This window comes from Nocardia sp. NPDC127606 (assembly GCF_042671725.1).
Lineage (GTDB): Bacteria > Actinomycetota > Actinomycetes > Mycobacteriales > Mycobacteriaceae > Nocardia.
In genome coordinates, this window is the sequence record NZ_JBHXWQ010000004.1 from 523,976 (window position 1) to 541,857 (window position 17,882).

Genomic DNA, 17,882 nt, shown 5'->3' on the forward strand with positions numbered 1-17,882 from the left:
CCATCGCTTCGGTGAATTTCATTCGCTTGGCGTATTTAATCTCTTTGTTCGCGTCGTCGTGACTGTGATGTCACTCGTGATGATCACGACACTGGCGCAGGCCATTGTTTCGCCGCCTGGAACCGCCGATTCGCTACCGGCCCGGGAGGGGCCTCTGCTAGCTGCTATCGGCAGCGAACAATCAGAAAGAAATCCAGATCTGCGTGTTGATCCGTCGACGGATCCTCCGGCGGCCGACTTCGCGCCACTGGCCCCCGCGGGCACTACGGCCGTCGCAGGCACCCCATAAACAGTCTAGACCTTACCGGGGAAAAGCCGTCGGATAATAGACCGGATGGGCCGGGAACCAATAGCTGGCTCGAGCTAGGTCTGGAACTTTTCAATGAAACGATGGAGAACCACCTCAAGGATTTCGATGAATCCAAGGCTTCAGCGTCCGGTAGGGAGCAGGACCGCAATGGCTACAGCAAGGCGGGACGTTCTTTGGCGAAGAGGGCTGGCAAAAACAACAACGCAGCGGGCCGGCCTGTCCCGGAGGGAAAAAAGGATTCCGCTGCTTGGAATGCGCTAGGCGAGAAATTGCTTGACACTATGCTTGGTAATCCGGACAAGGAAGTTATCTTGAATCGTGGCAACATCGACGGAAGGTATGATGAATGTATCGATGTTCGTATGCCTGACGGCACGGGATTCCGTCTCGATATGGACGGCAACTTCTCGGATTCTTAGACAAATATGACGGTCCGGGGTAAAGGGATGAGAATACTTGACCTAAATTTCAAGGGGCGACTGATCGGCCTGGTCGACTTCGATGATGTGAACGTTGACCAACGAGCTCTTGAGTTTACCGATCCGGCCATCCCTGTATTTGGATCTCATGTTGCAGTGGTGATTCCCGACGAGGGATCTTGGCTCGACGCCGTGGTACGTATCAATCCAGACGTTTCTGAGGTTCCGGTCGACTTCCTGGTGTGGGTAGTCGAGAAAGCGAGGGAAATTGTCCATGAATAGGGCGCTTTTGCCAGTCTTGTAACCTCGATCACGCCGAGCCGTCTGCCGGGTGTATGAGGTCGACTGGCTACCTGGGATTCGGTCCCGCATAGCCAGTCGGCCTATTTGCGGTGCACTATCGGGCCACGCAATCCCGATCTCCACAAGCTCACGATGTCAACGACCGCGCCGGGCTGTGAGCTGCCTACCAACGCTGTCGATCTCGGCGCCACCTGGCAGAACGGTATGCCCGCTTTACCGACGAGATCGTCGCCCGGGCCCTGTAATCGTTGCTGCCCGCCGCCCTGCAGGTGGTCGGCGGCAGGGCGTGGCGATCGATGGGGCCGTGATAGCCGTTCCCTCGCGGATCAGCGATCGGTAGCTGAATCAAGCTGACCATTCGGGTGCCTCGGCAGGCTCGGCAGGCTCGGCAGGCTCGGCAGGCTCGGCCGGTTCGGGCGCGGCGTGTGCTCGGTGGTGTGGTCATCGGCTTGCCGCCGGGCTCTGAACCTACTTCTGGCGTCGTTGTCTACAACACGTACTGGGAGGTTCCGAGCAATGCGCAGGCGGGCGAGGAGACCTATCTGATCCGGCGCGGCGTCTGCCCGACCAAGCGGCCGGCGGCCCCGGTGAGTCGCCGCGCGACGTGCTCAGTGAGTCCGGGATGGCGGGCGCCACTGCATTTTTCGCGGAGGACTCCGAGTTCTTCTGGATTTATCGCGACTTGTTCCAGTCCGGTAGCGGCTACCCGCCGAACCGGGTCTGACAGATCGGCATCTCGACAGTTTCGCGACGGAACTGGTGCGCACTGGCTACCCAGTGCTCGGCCCGCACTCCTGACAGGGGTGCGGGCCGTTTTGTCGTTTCCGAGGCTCCTGCCGATGGAGGATCGGCGAGGTTGATATCTTCCGATATGATCGAGGCATGGAAACCGTGCGTGAGCTGCGCCTGGCTGCCGGCCTCACCCAGGCTGAGCTGGCTCAGCGTTCCGGGGTCGCCCAGCCCAATATCGCCGCCTATGAGAGTGGTAGCCGCCGGCCGTCGGCGGCGATGATGGCGCGGCTGCGCGAGGTTGCCAAGCCTCGTCCATCCGGTGTCGTTGCCGAGCATCGAGATCAGATCATCGCGCTTGCGCTGCGGCACAAGGCAAATCGTGTGCGTGTGTTCGGTTCGGTGTCGCGGGGCGACGATGTCTCGGGTAGTGACATCGATCTGCTGGTGCGGTTCGACGACGATGCCGACCTGCTCGATATGGCCGAGTTGATGCTCGATCTGGAGGAGCTCACCGGTCTTCACGTCGACCTGGTATCCGAAGGTGGGCTGCCACCGGGGCCGCACCCCATTCGGGACGAGGCCAAACTGCTGTGAGCGGTCGCGACACCAGCGTGCGGACAGTCAAGAGCCTGCAGGACTTCCTTGCCTTCAGTGAGATGGCGGCACGCATCGTCAGTGGTGGCAAGGCCGCCTACGACTCCGATGAGATCACCAGACTGGCCGCCGAGGCGGTGCTGCATCGACTCGGCGAGTCCGTGGCTCGCTTACCTGCGGAATTCGTCGCGTCGCACCCTGAGGTTTCCTGGCGTGGGGTGAAGGCGACACGGAATTTGGTCGCACACAACTACGACGCTGTCGACCACACCATCCTCTGGAACCTCCTCGCGAATCGGTTGCCCCGCGAAGCAGTACTAGTCCGACAGATACTCGTTGACCTGGAGTCAGCTGAGGGCTAGTCGCTGAGGTCGGCGGGGGTGGGGACGACGATGCCGTAGAGGTCTGTGATGGTGGCCAAGGCGCTGGTGTGGAGTTGAGATGCGGAGACCTTGCCCAGGGGGCGGGTGGCGCAGGCGTTGGCGACGATGGTGGGGGTGTTGCCTCGGAGGAAGGCGCCTTCGGTGGTGAAGGTGACGCACATGTGGGTCATGAAGCCGGCGATGATGAGGTTGGTATTGCCTGCGGCGTCGACCAATTCGGCGAGGTCGGTGTTCACGAAGGCGTTGGGGACGGATTTGACGACGGTGGGTTCGTTCGAGGTTGGGGACAGCTGGGGATGGATTCGGCCGATGTCGGTGGTGATGTCGTAGGGGGTGTCCTTGCCGCCGTCGTTGATGACGTGGATGACGGGGGTGCCCGCCGCCCTGGCCGCGGTGAGGAGTTCGGCGGCCGCGTCGAGGGCTCGCTTCCAGCCGGTCAGTTCCATGACGCCCTGGGTGTAGGTGTTCTGGTAGTCGACCAGGACGAGGGTGGAGTTGGTCAGGGAGGCGGGGGTTTCGTCGAAGCCGTTGAGTTCGCGCAGGGTCGTGGAGGTCATGGGATCAACGGTATGGACAGCGTTCTATGTCGGCAATGTCATGTAACCTGCAGATTCGGACATGGAGGTGGTGGGTGCCTGAGCGGCTCGTGGTGATCGTGTTGTTCGACCGGGTGGATCTGCTGGACGTCACGGGGCCGCCGGAGGTGTTCTCGCTGTTGCAGCGGGAAATGGACGAGCCGACGGGGTATCGGGTGGTGTTGGCTGCCGAGTCGATGGAGGCGGTGACCACCTCGGCGGGGGTGCGGATTCTGCCGGATGTCACGTTCGCCGAGCTGGGGCGGGTGGACACGGTGGTGGTGCCGGGGGCGGTGCAGACGGATAGTCATCGGCGGGTCAGCGCGGTGGTCGATCCGGGGGTGGTCGCGGCGGTGTCGCGGTTGGCCGAGGGGGCTCGGCGGGTGGCTTCGGTGTGCGTCGGTGCGCATATTCTGGCGGCCGCGGGGTTGCTCGACGGGAAGCGGGCGACCACGCATTGGTCGACCGCGCAGCAATTGGCCGCCGAGCATCCGGAGGTCATCGTCGATGCGGATCCGATCTACATTCGCGACGAAAATGTCTGGACCGGAGCGGGACTCACCGCGTGCCTCGATCTCACGCTGGCTTTGGTGGCCGATGATTTCGGAGACGAATTGGCGTTGCGGGTCGCTCGCCAGCTGGTGATGTATCTGAAACGGCCGAGTGGGCAGAGCCAGTTCAGTGTGTCGCTCGAGCCGGTGTCGACCACGCGCCGGATCGAGGATCTGCGGCACTACATCGCGGGCAATATCGCGAAGCCGCTCACGGTGACCGATCTGGCCGAGCGGGTCCATGTCAGTGAACGCCAGCTCACGCGGATCTTTCGCACCGAACTCGGGATGACGCCCGCGGCCTATATCGAGTCGGCGCGGGTGGAAGTGGCGCGCCATCGGCTCGAGACGAGCGACGAAACGCTCCAACGGATCGCTGCCGCTTGCGGTTTCAACACCATCGACACGCTCGCCCGCGCTTTCCGTCGGCAGCTCGATACGACACCCAACGAGTACCGCCGCCGATTTCGTATCGGATGACTCACTATGATCTCTGTCGGGACATTTGCCGGTGAGGATATGAGTAACAAGGGGTTTCGAGTATGGGAACGGGTATCGCGGAGGAATGGTCGACGGGCTCGGCTACGCCGGTGTTGTGGGGGTTGACGAACTTGATACAGCTGGTGGCGGGCCTGTTGGCCTCCTGAGGATTTGTCTTGCCCCCCTTTCATCGGTCTTCTGCCGGGGGTTCTTCCGCTGTTAAACATCTTGTGCGGCGGAAATCCGCGGCAAATCTGAACAATGAGGGGTTCACAATGAGCAAGATTCGTGTCTTCGGTGTGGCTATGGCTGCGGCGGCGAGCATCGCCGTGCTCGGTGCGGGTACGGCGTCGGCGGAAGAGCCTGCCCCCAGCACCGGGTCGTCGGAGCAGCTGGCCGCGATCCTGGCCTCGCTGACCTCGGGGTCGGGCGAGGAAGCCGAAGACGTCGTCGAGGAAGAGGCCGAGACCGGGTCGGCCGACGGTCTCGCCGCGCTGCTGGCGCAGCTGACGTCCGGGTCGGGCGAGGCTGCCGAGTAACTCCTGAGGAATCGCGGGCCCCCGTCGCTGCGGCGACGGGGGCCTCGCTGTGTTTCACCGCACGGGGATCAGGCGGTACAGCCACCACGGGCGGCTCGGGAACGCGGGGTCGTAGATGCGCAGCATCATGCGGCGCTCCAGCCCGGTGCTGCGTTCGCGTAGGCGCAGGTGGCGCCGCGCGATGTCCTGCGGGCGAACCTCGCTGGTCCAGATCGGATCCCAGTCGGGGGACTGGCCGCACGATTCGGTGATGGCGGTGACGCGCTGGGTGGAGGCCAGCGGGGCGAGCATGCGGAAGGCGTGGACCAGGAGCTGGGCTTCGGTGGTCCAGTCGAGGTAGACCTTCTTCGCCACCGGGTTGAGGAACATCCACTCGAGCACGTTCACGCCGGCGCCGAGACCGGGGAACAGGCGCTGGTAGTCGGAATTCGCGGCGAGCATGTCCATGGTGGGGAAGCGGGTCAGGCAGGCGGGGTGGGTGAGGCTGGCCAGGTCGGCGAGGTCTTCGGCCGACGGCGCGGTAGGGGCCGCGCCGGATTCGACGGCGGGCAAGCCGAGAACCAGGATCGGCTTGCGATACCAGAGCGGCACGTCCAGGCCGTCGAAAAGTCGTTGCAGCATGGCGGGATTCGGGACGAGGGTCCCGGATTCGATCTGGCTGATCAGCAGTGGTGCGAGCTGTGTGCGGTTGGCGAGCTCGGTCCGCGCGAGGCCCGCGGCCAGCCGCCGTTCGCGCAGATACACACTGAGCGCCGTGCTGTCAGCCATCCCAACCCCCGAGCCTCACCCCGACCGACGGTAGATCCCAGGGTACGCCGGGTGGGTCGCCGGACGGCGGTGAACCGGCGCCCGAAGAAGCTGCTCGGCGGCACGACCGCCGAGCGCGTCAGCACGCTGGGTCCGGGTGCTCACCGCGTCGACAGTGAACTGAGCGGGCATGTTCGCTCGGCGTTCACCTCGTCAAGGTTGTACGTAACCAGTCCGTGATAGGAATGGCCGACCCACTTCGAAGGAGATTTTCATGGATGGCCTGATGTACTTCCTCACGACGCTCGCGGCACTCGGTAGCGGCTCCGCTTAAGAGCGCGCGACAAACCGTCCCGTGAGGGAGACAAAACGGGCCGGAGCTGAATGCTCCGGCCCGTTTTCGCGTGGATCAGGTGAGAAACCTCAGAAGGCGGCTTCGTCCAGGTCCATGATGTCGTTGTCCAGGTTGGCGAGGATCGCGCGGGTGGCGGTCAGCTCGGGCAGGACGTTGCGGGCGAAGAACTGCGCCGAGGCGACCTTGCCGGTGTAGAAGGCGACGTCGGAGCCGGTGGCGCCGTTGTCGAGGGCGGCCAGCGCGATCTCGGCCTGGTTCAGCAGCATCCAGCCGATGAACAGGTCGCCGACCGACATCAGGAAGCGCACCGAACCAAGACCGACCTTGTACAGCTCGGTCGGCTGCTCCTGGGCACCCATCAGGTGGCCGGTCAGAGTGGCGGCCATGGTCTGCACGTCCTCGAGCGCGGTGGCTAGCAGCTTGCGCTCACCCTTGAGACGCTCGTTGGCCGAGTCGGACTCCAGGAACTTCTGGATCTGGCCGGCCACGTGGGCCAGGGCCACACCGCGGTCACGCGCGATCTTGCGGAAGAAGAAGTCCTGCGCCTGGATGGCGGTGGTGCCCTCGTAGAGCGAGTCGATCTTCGCGTCGCGGATGTACTGCTCGATCGGGTAGTCCTGCAGGAAGCCCGAGCCACCGAAGGTCTGCAGCGAATCGGTCAGGTACTGGTAGGCGCGCTCGGAGCCGACACCCTTGACGATCGGGAGCAGCAGGTCGTTCACGCGGAACGCGACGTCCTTGTCGGCACCCGAGACGACCTCGGCGATTTCCGGGTTCTGGTGCGCGGCGGTGTAGAGGTAGATCGCGCGCAGGCCCTCGGCGTACGCCTTCTGGGTGGCCAGCGAACGACGCACGTCCGGGTGGTGGGTGATGGTCACGCGGGGCGCGGCCTTGTCGGTCATCTGGGTCAGGTCGGCACCCTGGACGCGGGTCTTGGCGTACTCCAGCGCGTTCAGGTAACCGGTCGACAGGGTCGCGATGGCCTTGGTGCCCACCATCATGCGAGCGTTCTCGATGACGTCGAACATCTGCGCGATGCCGTTGTGCACCTCGCCGACCAGCCAGCCCTTGGCGGGCACGCCGTGGCCGCCGAAGGTGACCTCACAGGTGGCCGAGGCCTTGATGCCCATCTTGTGCTCGACGTTGGTGACGAACACGCCGTTGCGGTCGCCGTAGGTCTCGGTCTCGAAGTCGAAGTGGGTCTTCGGGACGTAGAACAGCGACAGGCCCTTGGTGCCCGGTCCCGCGCCCTCGGGGCGAGCCAGCACCAGGTGCATGATGTTCTCGAACATGTCGTCGGAGTCACCCGAGGTGATGAAGCGCTTGACGCCCTCGATGTGCCAGGTGCCGTCTTCCTGCTTGATCGCCTTGGCGCGACCCGCGCCCACGTCGGAACCGGCGTCGGGCTCGGTCAGCACCATGGTGGCGCCCCAGTTGCGGTCGGCGATCTTGGCCGCCCACTTCTTCTGCTCTTCGGTGCCGTTGTTGAAGAACACCTGCGCGAAGCCCGCGCCTGCGGCGTACATCTGGATGGGCGGGTTGGCGCCGAGCACCATCTCCGACAGGGCCCACGCGACGGCGGACGGGGCGCCGAGGCCACCGAGCTCCTCGTTCAGCGGGACCTTGGCCCACTCGCCGTCTTCGAGCGCCTTGTAGGACTTCTTGAAGGACTCGGGGATGGCGACGGTGTGGGTGTTCGGGTCGAACACGGGCGGGTTGCGGTCCGCGTCGGCGAAGGACTCGGCCAGCGGGCCCTCGGCCAGGCGGCGGACCTCGGAGAGCATTTCCTTGACGGTGTCGGTGTCCAGGTCGCCGAAGGCGCCTGCGTCGAGCACCTTGTCGATGCCGAGGACCTCGAAGAGGTTGAACTCGAGGTCGCGAACGTTTGCCTTGTAGTGGCCCATGTGAGTACTCACTCTCCATTGAGTTCTGGTGCGGTCGGTGGTGTGCCGTTCCCGCCCGTCGCCGGTTTTCCGCATGCTACTCGCGGGTAACTTATCCACCATATTACCGGTGGGTAATCGTCTCGGCAAAGGGGTGGGCGGCAATGTGATGTGAAAAACACGCGCGGCTGCGGAAACGTTGCTCGCCGCGACCTCGGGGCTACCGTGAGATGTGCGCATCGAGACGACTGTGGGACCGGCCGAGATCGAGCTCGACGAGGTGCGTGATCCGGCATTCCTGCTGGTGATCACGCACGGGGCCGGTGGCGGTGTCGATGCGAAAGACATTCTGGCCGTGCGTGACTCGGCCGTCGAAGCGGGCGGGGCGGTAGCTCGGGTGGTGCAGCCCTATCGGGTTGCCGGGCGGCGGGCACCGGGGAACGCGGAGAAACAGGACGAGGCCTGGCTCGAGGTCATCGCGGCTTTGCGGGCTCGGTTCCCCGGGGTGCCGGTTGTTCAGGGGGGTCGCAGCAACGGGGCGCGGGTGGCGTGCCGGACGGCCGTGGAGGTCGGGGCGAAGGGTGTGATCGCGCTCTCGTTCCCGCTCCATCCGCCGGGCAAGCCCGAGAAGAGCAGGCGCGATGAACTGCTGGCGCCCGGGGACATCGAGGTGGTGGTGATCAACGGGGGCAGTGACCCGTTCGGGGTGCCCGACGCCGCCGACGCCGCCGAAGTGCGCGTGATCCCCAAGCAGGCGCACTCGTTCCGCACCGGATTCGACGTCATCGAGGCGACCGTGGCCCCCTGGTTCGCCCGCTGGGCGCAGTGATCAGGCGGTGGGCTCAGGAATCGGGCGTTCCGCGATGAGCAGGGAATCTATGGCGTCGGCGCCTTCGGTGGGACGGAAGATCTCGTGGGCGACGGTGATGGTGACGTCGTCGCGCTCCAGGTCGGCTCGGAGGTCTTCGGGGGAGAAGAGGATCTCGGGTTCCTGGGGGCCGCCGTAGCCGTCGGCGATATTGCGGGTGGCGTGACCCAGGACCAGGAGCATGCCGCCGGGGGCGAGCATGGCGGACAGCTGGTGCAGCAGAGCGCGCCGCTCGTCGGCGGGGAGGTGGACGAAGACCATCAGGATCAGCTCGAACGGGCCGGTGATGTCGGCGGCTTCGAGGTCGGTGATGTCGGCTGTCTGCCACTGCACCCGGGAGCGGACCGATCGCGACAGGCGAGCCGCGACTGTCCTGCCCTTGTCGATCCCCACCTGGGAGAAGTCGACAGCGGTCACCTGCCAGCCATGGGTGGCCAGCCAGAGGGCGTGGCGGCCTTCGCCGCAGGCCAGGTCGAGAGCCCGCGGGAGCGACGGCGCCACCCCTGATTCGTCGGGGAGCAGGGGGATTCTGCGGTCGAGGCCGTACACATGTTCGACGACGGTGCTGTTCGGCGGTGCGCCCCAGACCAATTCACTCCGCGCATACCGCGCATCCCAATCCGCCGCGTCCATGAGTCGAGTGTAGGACCGGCGAACGCCGTCAGAGGGTGGTGCGCATCAATACGACGTTGTACTGGGTGTGGATGGTGGTCATGAAGTAGAGGTCGCGGCCGGTTTGGTACGGGAAGATCGACGGGGCGTAGGCGGTGGGGAGTTCGCGGGCGTCGATCAGGACCTCCGGGGCGCTCCACGGGCCGACAGGGGAGGACGCGCGGCGCATCACCACGGAGTTGAACGGGTCGGTGGTGAGGGAGATGAACTGGCCGAGGTACTCGTTGTACATCACCGAGAGCTCGCCGACGCCGCCCATGATGGGGGCCGCGGCGTTCACGTCGTTGAGCTTCCACTCGTGGCCGTCCCAGTACTCGTAGGCCGCGAGGTTCTCGATCTGAGCTTCGGGGACGCGAGCGATGAAAGCGTCGTTGTTCCGGCCGGCACGGCTGCCGTACTCGTAGACGAACCCGCCGTCCTTCACGAAGCTGTTCATCTGGAAGTTGGCGTTGCCGCCCTCGTCGGGACGGCGGGTGTGGCCGAGATCGGCCCAGGTCTCCCCGTTGTCGGCCGACGCGGCCAGGCCGGAGAAGCTGGTGGTCCACTCACCGGGCGCGTCCCAGGTCTTCACCGACATCAGCGACATGTACTGCACGCCGTTGGCCGAGATGCCCGCGGTGGGGATGCGGCTGATCTCCAGGAAGGGGATCTTGGGGCTGGGGATCAGGTCGCGCGCCTGGCCGATGACATCGCGCACGACACTGTCGAACATGATCCCGTCGGCCGGGTTCGAGTCGTGGCTGCGGACCAGGATGTTGGAGCGCCACGCCCAGGTGCTGCCCGCGAGCAGGTTGGGGAAGCCGATCCCCGCGGTGTCGCCGAAGGCGGTGAGCATCTCGCCACGCCCGTTGTCCCACATGATGCCGAGGTCGGTACCGAGGACGTTGTAGTTCTGGGTGTTGTTGGGGCTGGCCATGCCGGTGACCTGGAACACCGCCTGGGTGCGCCCGTGCAGGACGGGCAGGCCGTGGGTGCCGTTGAGAACGGGAATCGGGTTGATGGCGTTCGGATTCGCGACGGCGGGAGGCGCTGCGCTCACCAGCAAGGCCGTAGCACCTGCGAGCGCGGAGAGCAGGATGGATCCGGTCTTGTTCACAAGTGTTCGAGCCTCCGGGTCAGGCCGAAATCCGGGAACGTTCCGGGTTTGCCGTCACGTACCACTCTTCGACTGGTCAGCGAATCGAAGCGATGCTAACAGCAGCTAACAGTGATATGCGGTACATACCGTGGGTAGCTGACATGAATCTCCTGGCCGATTGCTTGTCAGTCGCTACTACTCATGGCCTTACGCAGCAGCAACGGCAGTTGGGCCAGTCGCTCGGCGGCGAAGGTGGCGCGCGAACTCCGGTGCCACGAACGGTCGAACAGGTGCTTGGCGGCGGCCACGGCGTTGCGGTCGCGAGCGGTGACGCGGTCGGCGAGGGCTTCGGCGGCCTTCACCGGGTCGTCGGCGACGTCGGTGATCAGACCGATGCGCAACGCATAATCGGCGTCGACCGGGTCGGCCGTCATGGCCAGCAGCATGGCCTTGTCGATGCCGATGAGCTGTGACAATGCGGCGGGGCCTGTCATGTCGGGAACCAGGCCGTGGGCGGCTTCCATCACCGAGAATTCGGTCGTGGGGGCGGCGATCCGGAAGTCGGCGGCCAGTGCGATCTGGAGGCCGCCGCCGAAGCAGCGCCCGTGGACCGCGGCGATCACCGGGACGTCGAGGCGGCGCCAGGCCCAGCAGGCTTCCTGGAAGGTATTGGTGCCGCGCAACGGCCGCGGCAGGAATTCTCTGACGATAGCCACCGGATTGCGAGTGGCGGCCGCGATATCGAGTCCGCTACTGAAACTCGGGCCGTTTCCGGTGAGGATGACGGCGCGGGTTGTCTTGTGTTCGGCCACTTTTCGGGCCGCGTCGACAAGATCGCGGAGCATTTCCAGCGTGAGCCCATTGTGTTTGCCCGGTCTGTTCAACTCGACATAGGCGCGGTTGTTGTCGAAGCGGACGGTGATGTGGTCTCCCATATCGCTATCTTACTCGCGAGTCAGTTCGAGTGGGTGGCCACGCGGACGCTGGTGCGGCATGATCCGAACCGCATCGCGCGTCGTCGATGCGCGACGATCGAGAGGACTCACCGAATGCGGATCTGTCTGATGGCCGCGGCGCTGCTCGCGCTGCCCGTGCTGGCGGCCTGTGGCAGTAACGACGAAGCACCGGCGGTTACTCAGGCCGAGCTGTCGAAATCGTTGCAGGACAAGGGGTTGAGCAATCCCGCGCTGGCCGACTGCGCCGCGCAGGTGTTCCTCGACTCCGGGATGTCGCAGGACGGGCTGCGGGTGATGGTGTCGAACGCGAAGTCCGACGATCCGGCCAAGCTGCTCAGTGAGGGCGACGCGTCCAAGGTGAGCGCGGCGCAGTCGAAGATCGCGGCGGATTGCGTGCGCGTGGGGAGCTGATCCGCGCCCCTATCGATCGCGCCGATTCAAACCCTCGTCGGGGTCGGCTGCCGGTGTTGCACTGGAACAGCCGACGACGAGGAGGAACTGCCCGTGACCACGGAGAGAATCGCCGACCAGGTCTCGTTCGCCTACTGGGTACCCAACGTCAGTGGCGGGCTGGTGACCAGCGATATCGAGCAGCGCACCAGCTGGGACTTCGACTACAACAAGAAGCTCGCCCAGACCGCGGAGCGCAACGGTTTCGACTACGCGCTCACCCAGGTGCGCTACACCGCGTCCTACGGCGCCGAGTTCCAGCACGAGTCGACCTCGTTCAGCCTCGCGCTGCTCGCCGCCACCGAGCGGCTCAAGGTGATCGCCGCCATCCATCCCGGGCTGTGGCATCCGGCGGTGCTGGCCAAGTTCGGTGCGACGGCCGACCATCTGTCGGGCGGGCGGTTCGCGATCAACGTGGTGTCGGGGTGGTTCGCCGGTGAGTTCAAGGCGCTGGGCGAGCCGTGGCTCGAACACGACGAGCGGTACCGGCGCAGCGCCGAGTTCCTCGAGGTGATCCGCAAGATCTGGACCGAGGACGCGGTGAACTTCGGCGGCGACTTCTACCGCATCCGGGACTTCACCTTGAAGCCGAAGCCGCTCAACACTCCCGAACGGCCCAATCCCGAACTGTTCCAAGGCGGTAACTCGACGGCGGCCCGGCGCAACGGCGGTCGGCATGCCGACTGGTACTTCTCCAACGGCAAGGACTTCGACGGCGTCACAGAGCAATTGGACGATCTGCGCGCGGTGGCCAGGGAAAACGATCGCGAGGTGAAGTTCGGGCTCAACGGGTTCATCATCGCCCGCGATACCGAGAAGGAAGCGCGCGACACCCTGCGCGAGATCGTCGAGAAGGCGAACAAGCCTGCCGTGCAAGGGTTCCGCGACGCGGTGCAGCAGGCAGGCGCGTCCACCGGCGACCGCAAGGGCATGTGGGCCGACTCCACCTTCGAGGACCTGGTCCAGTACAACGACGGATTCCGGACCGGGCTGATCGGCACGCCCGAACAGATCGCCGAGCGGATCGTGGCCTACCGGGCGCTCGGCGTCGACCTGATCCTGGCCGGCTTCCTGCACTTCCAGGAAGAGGTCGAGTACTTCGGCGCCAAGGTGCTGCCACTGGTGCGTGAACTGGAGGCCGCCGCGACGCCGGTCGCGGCGGGACGCTGATGACGGTGGTGACCGCTGAGCGGATCACCACGGCGGACCATGCGGTGCGGATCGCGACCGAGTTGGCCGAGGTGTTCGCCGCCGGCGCCGCCGAGCGTGATCTCTCGCGGCGGCTGCCGCACGAGGAGCTGGATCAGCTTTCGGCCAGTGGGTTGCTCGCGATCACGGTGCCCGCCGAGTTCGGCGGCGCGGACCTGCCGCCGAGCCTGGTCGCCGAGGTGGTGCGAATCCTGGCCGCGGCCGATCCGAACATCGCGCAGGTGCCGCACAGTCACTTCGTGTATCTGAACCTGTTGCGGCTGGCCGGAACTCGGGCGCAGCAACGCGACTACTTCGGCAAGGTGCTCGCGGGTGCGCGGATCGCCAACGCGCAGTCCGAGCGTGGCGGGGCGACAGTTGCCGACATCTCGACGGTGCTGCGACCGGTCGGCGAGACAGGCGCGAGCGATGCCGACCGGCAGCCCGTCGAGTCCTCGCGGATCGATGGCGGCGGCACGGCTCGGCGGTTTGTGGTCGAGGGGACGAAGTACTACTGCACGGGGTCCTTGTTCGCCGACGTGCTCGCGGTATTGACCAGACTCGATGACCCGCAGGGCATTTCGGGACTCGAGCCCGGGGAATATGTGGCTTTCGTGCCTGCGCTGGAGCCCGGTGTGCGGATCGTCGACGACTGGGATGCGCTGGGGCAGCGGACAACCGGTAGCGGGACCGTCGAATTCGCTGGAGTGACCGTCGGGCCCGAGCAGCTGGTCGCTCGGGCGTCCGCGGTGAACGCGCCGACCGGGTACGGGGCGTTCGCGCAACTCCTGCACGCCGCGATCGACGCGGGGATCGCCCGCGGAGCGCTGGCGGCGGCGGCCGAATTCGTGCGGACGCGCAGTCGGCCGTGGTTCGAAGCCGAGGTCACGCACGCGGCTGACGATCCGCTGGTCGTGCAGCGGTTCGGGGAGTTGGCTGTCGCTGTCGCGGCCGCTGAATCGACGTTGATCGTCGCGGGTGCGGCGGTGGACGCGGCGGTCCGGCCGAAGGTGGCGGTGGCGCAGGACGCGCATCCGGCGGCATCCGGCGACGGTGACGGCGCGCAGGCGTCGATCGCGGTCGCGACGGCCAAGATCCTCGCCGATCGTGCTGCGAACGAAGTGTCCGCGGCGATATTCGAAGTAGGCGGTACCCGTAGCGCCGCGGCCGAACATCGACTCGACCACTTCTGGCGCAACGCGCGCACCCACACGCTGCACGACCCCGTTCGCTGGAAATACCAGCACATCGGGCGGGCCGTCCTGCACAACCGACCGCCGCCGCTGCACGGCGTCATCTAGAACCACCACGCGAGACAAGGACAGCCCATGACAGTGACGGTCGTCGTCGGAAACCCGAAACCCGCTTCGCGCACCCTCGCCGCGGCGGTGCAGGTCGCGCGGGCACTTCGCCCTGATGCCGAGCCGCAGGTGATCGACCTGGTAACCCTCGGGCCAGGCCTGCTCGGCTGGGGTGACCCGGCGGTGGCGGCCGCCGCGCGCACCGTCGCGTCGTCCGAGCTCGTCGTGTTCGCCAGCCCGACCTTCAAGGCCACCTACACCGGGCTGCTGAAACTGTTCCTCGAACAGTTCGACGGCGGTACCGGGCTGGCCGGTGTGGTGACCGTGCCGGTGATGCTCGGCGCGGGTCCGGCCCACGCGCTCGCACCCGACCTACTGCTCAAGCCCGTGCTGGTGGAAATCGGTGGCACCGCCGCGCTGCCCGGGCTCTATCTGTCCGACCGGACTTTCGGTGAGGACGGCGTCATCGAGGAATACGCCCGGCGATGGGGACCCGTCGTCGCGGCACTGACAGACCCGGCCGTGCGGCCGGTGGAGGCAACGAATCATGCATGAGCTCTTGGACTTTCCCGCCGACGGCAACGGCTTACGCCGCGCCTTCGCCAACTTCCCCAGCGGTGTGGTGGCCGTGTGCGCCGAGATCGACGGCATCCCACACGGTTTGGCGGTGAGCACCTTCGTGCCCGTCTCTCTCGACCCGCCGCTCGTCTCGTTCTGCGTACAGAACTCGTCGTCGACCTGGCCGAAGCTGGCAGGCGCGGGCCACCTCGGGCTGAGTCTGCTCGGCACCGACCAGCAGGCCGCGGCCAAGGCGCTCGGCGCCCGCAACGGCGACCGCTTCCGGGAAACCGCGCTGCATCGCGGAACCGGCGAGGCGGTGTTCATCGACGGCGCGACGGCCTGGATCGAAGGGGTGCCGGAAACGCAGGTCAGCGCGGGCGACCATCTCGTGGTGATCCTGCGCGTGAATCGTGTCGCCGCACGCGAGGACATCGATCCACTGGTGTTCCACGGGAGCAAGTTCCGGACTCTGCACACGGGCTGAACCCACCGAGTCGACGAAGGCTCCGGATCGAGTGATCCGGAGCCTTCGTCGTACCGCTCAGGACGGGCGCTGATCCTTCACTCGGCCGCGGATGAAGAGCACCAGCACGTAACCGCTGATGATCAAGAGCATGGTGAACAGGCCCGCGGCCTGGAGCAGACCGCCCGAGGACGCGTCCGTGGCGACCTCGTCGACGCCGCCGGTGGCGAGCATCGTGGTCGGGTCGGTTAAGCCGTGCATCACCATCGCGCCCAGCAGAAAACCGGTCACCCGCATCGTCAGATACATCAGTACGCCGAAGGAGAACGTGTAGAGGACGGTGGGGCCGACGACCGTGATCGACTGCCCGCCGAGCAGGTTGGTGCTGTGTGACAGCGCGAAGGCGAGCGAGGTCAGGGCCGCTACCGCCCGCTCGCTGTGGCCGGCGTCGCGCAGCATCTTGACCCCGAACCCGCGGAAGGTCAGTTCCTCGGCGAAGCCGATCAACAACCCGGTGCCGAGCATGAGCGCGACGACGTCGGCCTGATGGCGGCCCCAGTCGATCCCGAGTATGCGCAGGACGATCGGCGTCGCGACGATCACCGGTGCGATCCACATCCACTTCGACCGGTAGATGGGCTGTCGGCCGAACATCTCCCGGTTCCAGCCGAGATAGGCGGAGAAAGCCACCAGGACAATGGATCCGATGATCAGCGATGCGGTGACCTGGAAGAACACACTGCCCAAGCTGCTCAGCAGATCATCATCGGCGTAGTGCCCGCCGAGTCGGCTGATCAGCGTGCCCGAGCCGATGTAGATCCCGAGATAGACAGCGAGGAAGGCGAGAAATCGCCAGAATCCGCCGCGGTTCATGAAGCCGCGAAGCCCGCGCTGTTCCTGCGATACAGACACTGTCGTGGTCATGTCGACTCCATGCTCTATCGGGCAAACGCTGAGCATGTCCACGCTATGCGATGAGTATTCCGGCAGTGCGGATTTCACCAGCGCGTCCGGGCTGAGCACCGACGACCTGCCATCGAAAGGACGAAAGACCCCAGGTGACCTGGGGTCTTTCGTCGTTGAGCCGATGACGGGAATCGAACCCGCGCCATCTGCTTGGGAAGCAGAAGTTCTACCATTGAACTACATCGGCACTACGCCGTTGGGCGCGTTCGCGACTCTATCAGAACTCTCGCGCGGTGACGCGGGGGTTGTCGGGGAACGGCTTGTGGGCGGATGAGGGCGCTCGGCGGGGGTGGGCGCAGGGGTGGGGGTCCTACCTGGGCCGTAGCTGCCTACACTGGGCCGGTGCTGCTCTCCGATCGTGACATCAGGGCCGAGATCGCCGCTGGGCGTCTCGGTGTCGAACCGATGCTCGAGTCGATGGTTCAGCCGTCGAGCATCGACGTGCGCCTCGACGGGCTGTTCCGGGTGTTCGACAACAGTCGCTACACCCATATCGATCCGGCGCAGCAGCAGGACGAGCTGACCAGCCTGGTCGAGCCGAAGCCGGGTGAGCCGTTCGTGCTGCATCCGGGGGAGTTCGTGCTCGGGTCCACGCTCGAGGTGTGTTCGTTGCCCGACGACCTGGCGGGGCGGCTGGAGGGCAAGTCGAGTCTGGGGCGGCTCGGGCTGCTCACGCATTCGACGGCGGGGTTCATCGATCCGGGATTCAGCGGGCACATCACGCTGGAGCTGTCGAACGTGGCGAATCTGCCGATCACGCTGTGGCCGGGGATGAAGATCGGGCAGCTGTGCCTGATCCGGCTGTCCAGCCCGGCCGAGCACCCGTACGGCAGCGCCAAGGCCGGATCGAAGTACCAGGGTCAGCGGGGGCCGACGCCGTCGCGGTCGTACCTCAACTTTCCCCTCTCTCCCGATTCCCTGAGCGCGGTCGAGACCCGCTGAGGGCCCGCCGCCACGGCGATACTCAGCACCAGCGACAGCGCGGGCAGGGTGTCGCCGCCGCCCGACGGCGGCCGCACCCAGTGACAGCCCTCGCGGCTCCAGCGGCCCAGGTTGGTCGGCAGCATCACGGCGCTGCCGGTGCCGGGGATATCGATATCGAGCCCCGCGAGCTCGGCGGCCTCTTCCTCGGAGGGCCTGGCGTCGGGTACGGCGAGCACGCTCCAGCGGATCTGACGCGCCAGCACCGGACCCTCACAGCGTTGCTCGCGCAGCGCCATGAGCACCTTCTCGGCGCGCGTGGTCGGTAGATGCACCACGCACAGCCGGTCGGTGATCGGCAGCATCACAAAGCCGCCGCGCTCGCGGACGGGCAGCCGGAATTCACGCTGGTAACACCGCACCCAGTCGTCGACAGTTCTGGCTTCCACGCTTCCAGAATCGCGCACGCACGTGCGCGTGACCACTGCCCCGCACCGCCCTTTCACTGCCTCTGGCAACCGATTCCACGAACTTGTGGCGTGTCTCACTGTCACGCTCGTACTCTGGAGGGAGTTGTCCGTCGGATG

At 65.8% G+C, this 17,882-nt stretch carries 21 protein-coding genes and 1 tRNA gene; 13 read left to right on the forward strand and 9 right to left on the reverse strand.

Annotation, left to right across the window (positions count from 1 at the left end; all coding sequences use genetic code 11):
* Window positions 1-390 precede the first annotated feature (390 nt).
* The 4 genes from ACFVJ5_RS22070 (at window position 391) to ACFVJ5_RS22085 (ending at window position 2,720) form a co-directional block, all read left to right on the forward strand.
* Window positions 391-729: a hypothetical protein gene (locus tag ACFVJ5_RS22070; protein WP_379222618.1), complete on the forward strand. Its 339-nt coding sequence runs from the start codon at window positions 391-393 to the stop codon at window positions 727-729.
* 27 nt (window positions 730-756) lie between these two features.
* Entirely contained in the window at window positions 757-1,011 is a 255-nt protein-coding gene (locus ACFVJ5_RS22075) for a hypothetical protein (RefSeq protein WP_379222619.1), read from the forward strand.
* A 903-nt stretch (window positions 1,012-1,914) separates the two neighbouring features.
* Window positions 1,915-2,358, forward strand: a complete 444-nt coding sequence (locus ACFVJ5_RS22080; protein ID WP_379222621.1) for a helix-turn-helix domain-containing protein — start codon at window positions 1,915-1,917, stop codon at window positions 2,356-2,358.
* The gene (locus ACFVJ5_RS22085; RefSeq protein ID WP_378635184.1) at window positions 2,355-2,720 is read left to right on the forward strand and encodes a DUF86 domain-containing protein; all 366 of its coding nucleotides are present in this window, start codon (window positions 2,355-2,357) and stop codon (window positions 2,718-2,720) included. The genes ACFVJ5_RS22080 and ACFVJ5_RS22085 overlap by 4 nt, the downstream gene beginning before the upstream one ends.
* Here the strand turns inward: ACFVJ5_RS22085 and ACFVJ5_RS22090 are convergent.
* A complete protein-coding gene (locus ACFVJ5_RS22090) occupies window positions 2,717-3,298 on the reverse strand; it encodes a cysteine hydrolase family protein (RefSeq protein ID WP_379222623.1) in 582 nt (193 codons plus the stop codon). The two genes, ACFVJ5_RS22085 and ACFVJ5_RS22090, sit on opposite strands and share 4 nt — an antisense overlap.
* A gap of 74 nt (window positions 3,299-3,372) precedes the next feature.
* Between ACFVJ5_RS22090 and ACFVJ5_RS22095 the strand changes: the two genes are divergently transcribed.
* On the forward strand, window positions 3,373-4,347 hold the full coding sequence (locus ACFVJ5_RS22095; RefSeq protein WP_379222625.1) for a GlxA family transcriptional regulator: 975 nt from the start codon (window positions 3,373-3,375) through the stop codon (window positions 4,345-4,347).
* Between the two features lie 275 nt (window positions 4,348-4,622).
* The gene (locus ACFVJ5_RS22100; RefSeq protein ID WP_056823620.1) at window positions 4,623-4,886 is read left to right on the forward strand and encodes a hypothetical protein; all 264 of its coding nucleotides are present in this window, start codon (window positions 4,623-4,625) and stop codon (window positions 4,884-4,886) included.
* Between the two features lie 54 nt (window positions 4,887-4,940).
* Here the strand turns inward: ACFVJ5_RS22100 and ACFVJ5_RS22105 are convergent, their stop codons facing one another.
* Together ACFVJ5_RS22105 and ACFVJ5_RS22110 are read right to left on the reverse strand one after the other, a co-directional pair.
* Entirely contained in the window at window positions 4,941-5,654 is a 714-nt protein-coding gene (locus ACFVJ5_RS22105; protein WP_379222627.1) for a helix-turn-helix domain-containing protein, read from the reverse strand.
* Window positions 5,655-6,056: 402 nt separating this feature from the next.
* Window positions 6,057-7,892, reverse strand: a complete 1,836-nt coding sequence (locus ACFVJ5_RS22110) for an acyl-CoA dehydrogenase (protein WP_266294391.1) — start codon at window positions 7,890-7,892, stop codon at window positions 6,057-6,059.
* A gap of 211 nt (window positions 7,893-8,103) precedes the next feature.
* On the opposite strand from ACFVJ5_RS22110, the gene ACFVJ5_RS22115 reads away from it, so the two are divergent.
* A complete protein-coding gene (locus ACFVJ5_RS22115) occupies window positions 8,104-8,700 on the forward strand; it encodes an alpha/beta family hydrolase (RefSeq protein ID WP_379222629.1) in 597 nt (198 codons plus the stop codon).
* On the opposite strand, the gene ACFVJ5_RS22120 is transcribed toward ACFVJ5_RS22115, so the two are convergent.
* From ACFVJ5_RS22120 to ACFVJ5_RS22130, 3 genes are all read right to left on the reverse strand, one after another.
* Window positions 8,701-9,372, reverse strand: coding sequence for a class I SAM-dependent methyltransferase (locus ACFVJ5_RS22120; RefSeq protein WP_379222631.1), 672 nt, complete (start codon window positions 9,370-9,372; stop codon window positions 8,701-8,703).
* A gap of 28 nt (window positions 9,373-9,400) precedes the next feature.
* Complete coding sequence (locus ACFVJ5_RS22125) at window positions 9,401-10,507, reverse strand: DUF4185 domain-containing protein (RefSeq protein WP_379222633.1); 1,107 nt, start codon at window positions 10,505-10,507, stop codon at window positions 9,401-9,403.
* 167 nt (window positions 10,508-10,674) lie between these two features.
* Entirely contained in the window at window positions 10,675-11,424 is a 750-nt protein-coding gene (locus ACFVJ5_RS22130; RefSeq protein WP_379222635.1) for a crotonase/enoyl-CoA hydratase family protein, read from the reverse strand.
* Between the two features lie 114 nt (window positions 11,425-11,538).
* On the opposite strand from ACFVJ5_RS22130, the gene ACFVJ5_RS22135 reads away from it, so the two are divergent.
* From ACFVJ5_RS22135 to ACFVJ5_RS22155, 5 genes are all read left to right on the forward strand, one after another.
* A complete protein-coding gene (locus ACFVJ5_RS22135) occupies window positions 11,539-11,856 on the forward strand; it encodes a hypothetical protein (RefSeq protein WP_379222636.1) in 318 nt (105 codons plus the stop codon).
* A 93-nt stretch (window positions 11,857-11,949) separates the two neighbouring features.
* Window positions 11,950-13,065: a dimethylsulfone monooxygenase SfnG gene (gene sfnG, locus ACFVJ5_RS22140; RefSeq protein ID WP_358067178.1), complete on the forward strand. Its 1,116-nt coding sequence runs from the start codon at window positions 11,950-11,952 to the stop codon at window positions 13,063-13,065.
* Window positions 13,065-14,384: an acyl-CoA dehydrogenase family protein gene (locus tag ACFVJ5_RS22145; RefSeq protein WP_379222638.1), complete on the forward strand. Its 1,320-nt coding sequence runs from the start codon at window positions 13,065-13,067 to the stop codon at window positions 14,382-14,384. Before sfnG ends, ACFVJ5_RS22145 begins: the two co-directional genes overlap by 1 nt.
* 27 nt (window positions 14,385-14,411) lie before the next feature.
* Complete coding sequence (locus ACFVJ5_RS22150; RefSeq protein WP_378635212.1) at window positions 14,412-14,939, forward strand: NADPH-dependent FMN reductase; 528 nt, start codon at window positions 14,412-14,414, stop codon at window positions 14,937-14,939.
* A complete protein-coding gene (locus tag ACFVJ5_RS22155) occupies window positions 14,932-15,429 on the forward strand; it encodes a flavin reductase family protein (protein WP_379222640.1) in 498 nt (165 codons plus the stop codon). Before ACFVJ5_RS22150 ends, ACFVJ5_RS22155 begins: the two co-directional genes overlap by 8 nt.
* 57 nt (window positions 15,430-15,486) lie before the next feature.
* Here the strand turns inward: ACFVJ5_RS22155 and ACFVJ5_RS22160 are convergent, their stop codons facing one another.
* On the reverse strand, window positions 15,487-16,332 hold the full coding sequence (locus tag ACFVJ5_RS22160; protein WP_379222642.1) for a CPBP family intramembrane glutamic endopeptidase: 846 nt from the start codon (window positions 16,330-16,332) through the stop codon (window positions 15,487-15,489).
* A gap of 158 nt (window positions 16,333-16,490) precedes the next feature.
* Window positions 16,491-16,561 (reverse strand) — tRNA-Gly (locus ACFVJ5_RS22165).
* Window positions 16,562-16,716: 155 nt separating this feature from the next.
* Here ACFVJ5_RS22165 and dcd point away from each other — a divergent pair.
* A complete protein-coding gene (dcd, locus tag ACFVJ5_RS22170; protein ID WP_067455312.1) occupies window positions 16,717-17,316 on the forward strand; it encodes a dCTP deaminase in 600 nt (199 codons plus the stop codon).
* On the opposite strand, the gene ACFVJ5_RS22175 is transcribed toward dcd, so the two are convergent.
* On the reverse strand, window positions 17,235-17,744 hold the full coding sequence (locus ACFVJ5_RS22175) for a hypothetical protein (protein WP_378635220.1): 510 nt from the start codon (window positions 17,742-17,744) through the stop codon (window positions 17,235-17,237). The genes dcd and ACFVJ5_RS22175 overlap by 82 nt on opposite strands.
* Window positions 17,745-17,882: the final 138 nt, after the last annotated feature.

Coding starts and splice junctions, on each gene's coding strand:
- ACFVJ5_RS22090 (WP_379222623.1), bottom strand. CDS start 3,298: ATGACCTCCACGACCCTGCGCGAACTCAACGGCTTCGACGAAACCCCC.
- ACFVJ5_RS22155 (WP_379222640.1), top strand. CDS start 14,932: ATGCATGAGCTCTTGGACTTTCCCGCCGACGGCAACGGCTTACGCCGC.
- ACFVJ5_RS22150 (WP_378635212.1), top strand. CDS start 14,412: ATGACAGTGACGGTCGTCGTCGGAAACCCGAAACCCGCTTCGCGCACC.
- ACFVJ5_RS22120 (WP_379222631.1), bottom strand. CDS start 9,372: ATGGACGCGGCGGATTGGGATGCGCGGTATGCGCGGAGTGAATTGGTC.
- ACFVJ5_RS22100 (WP_056823620.1), top strand. CDS start 4,623: ATGAGCAAGATTCGTGTCTTCGGTGTGGCTATGGCTGCGGCGGCGAGC.
- ACFVJ5_RS22080 (WP_379222621.1), top strand. CDS start 1,915: ATGGAAACCGTGCGTGAGCTGCGCCTGGCTGCCGGCCTCACCCAGGCT.
- ACFVJ5_RS22160 (WP_379222642.1), bottom strand. CDS start 16,332: ATGACCACGACAGTGTCTGTATCGCAGGAACAGCGCGGGCTTCGCGGC.
- ACFVJ5_RS22070 (WP_379222618.1), top strand. CDS start 391: ATGGAGAACCACCTCAAGGATTTCGATGAATCCAAGGCTTCAGCGTCC.
- ACFVJ5_RS22105 (WP_379222627.1), bottom strand. CDS start 5,654: ATGGCTGACAGCACGGCGCTCAGTGTGTATCTGCGCGAACGGCGGCTG.
- ACFVJ5_RS22145 (WP_379222638.1), top strand. CDS start 13,065: ATGACGGTGGTGACCGCTGAGCGGATCACCACGGCGGACCATGCGGTG.
- ACFVJ5_RS22130 (WP_379222635.1), bottom strand. CDS start 11,424: ATGGGAGACCACATCACCGTCCGCTTCGACAACAACCGCGCCTATGTC.
- ACFVJ5_RS22110 (WP_266294391.1), bottom strand. CDS start 7,892: ATGGGCCACTACAAGGCAAACGTTCGCGACCTCGAGTTCAACCTCTTC.
- ACFVJ5_RS22135 (WP_379222636.1), top strand. CDS start 11,539: ATGCGGATCTGTCTGATGGCCGCGGCGCTGCTCGCGCTGCCCGTGCTG.
- ACFVJ5_RS22075 (WP_379222619.1), top strand. CDS start 757: ATGAGAATACTTGACCTAAATTTCAAGGGGCGACTGATCGGCCTGGTC.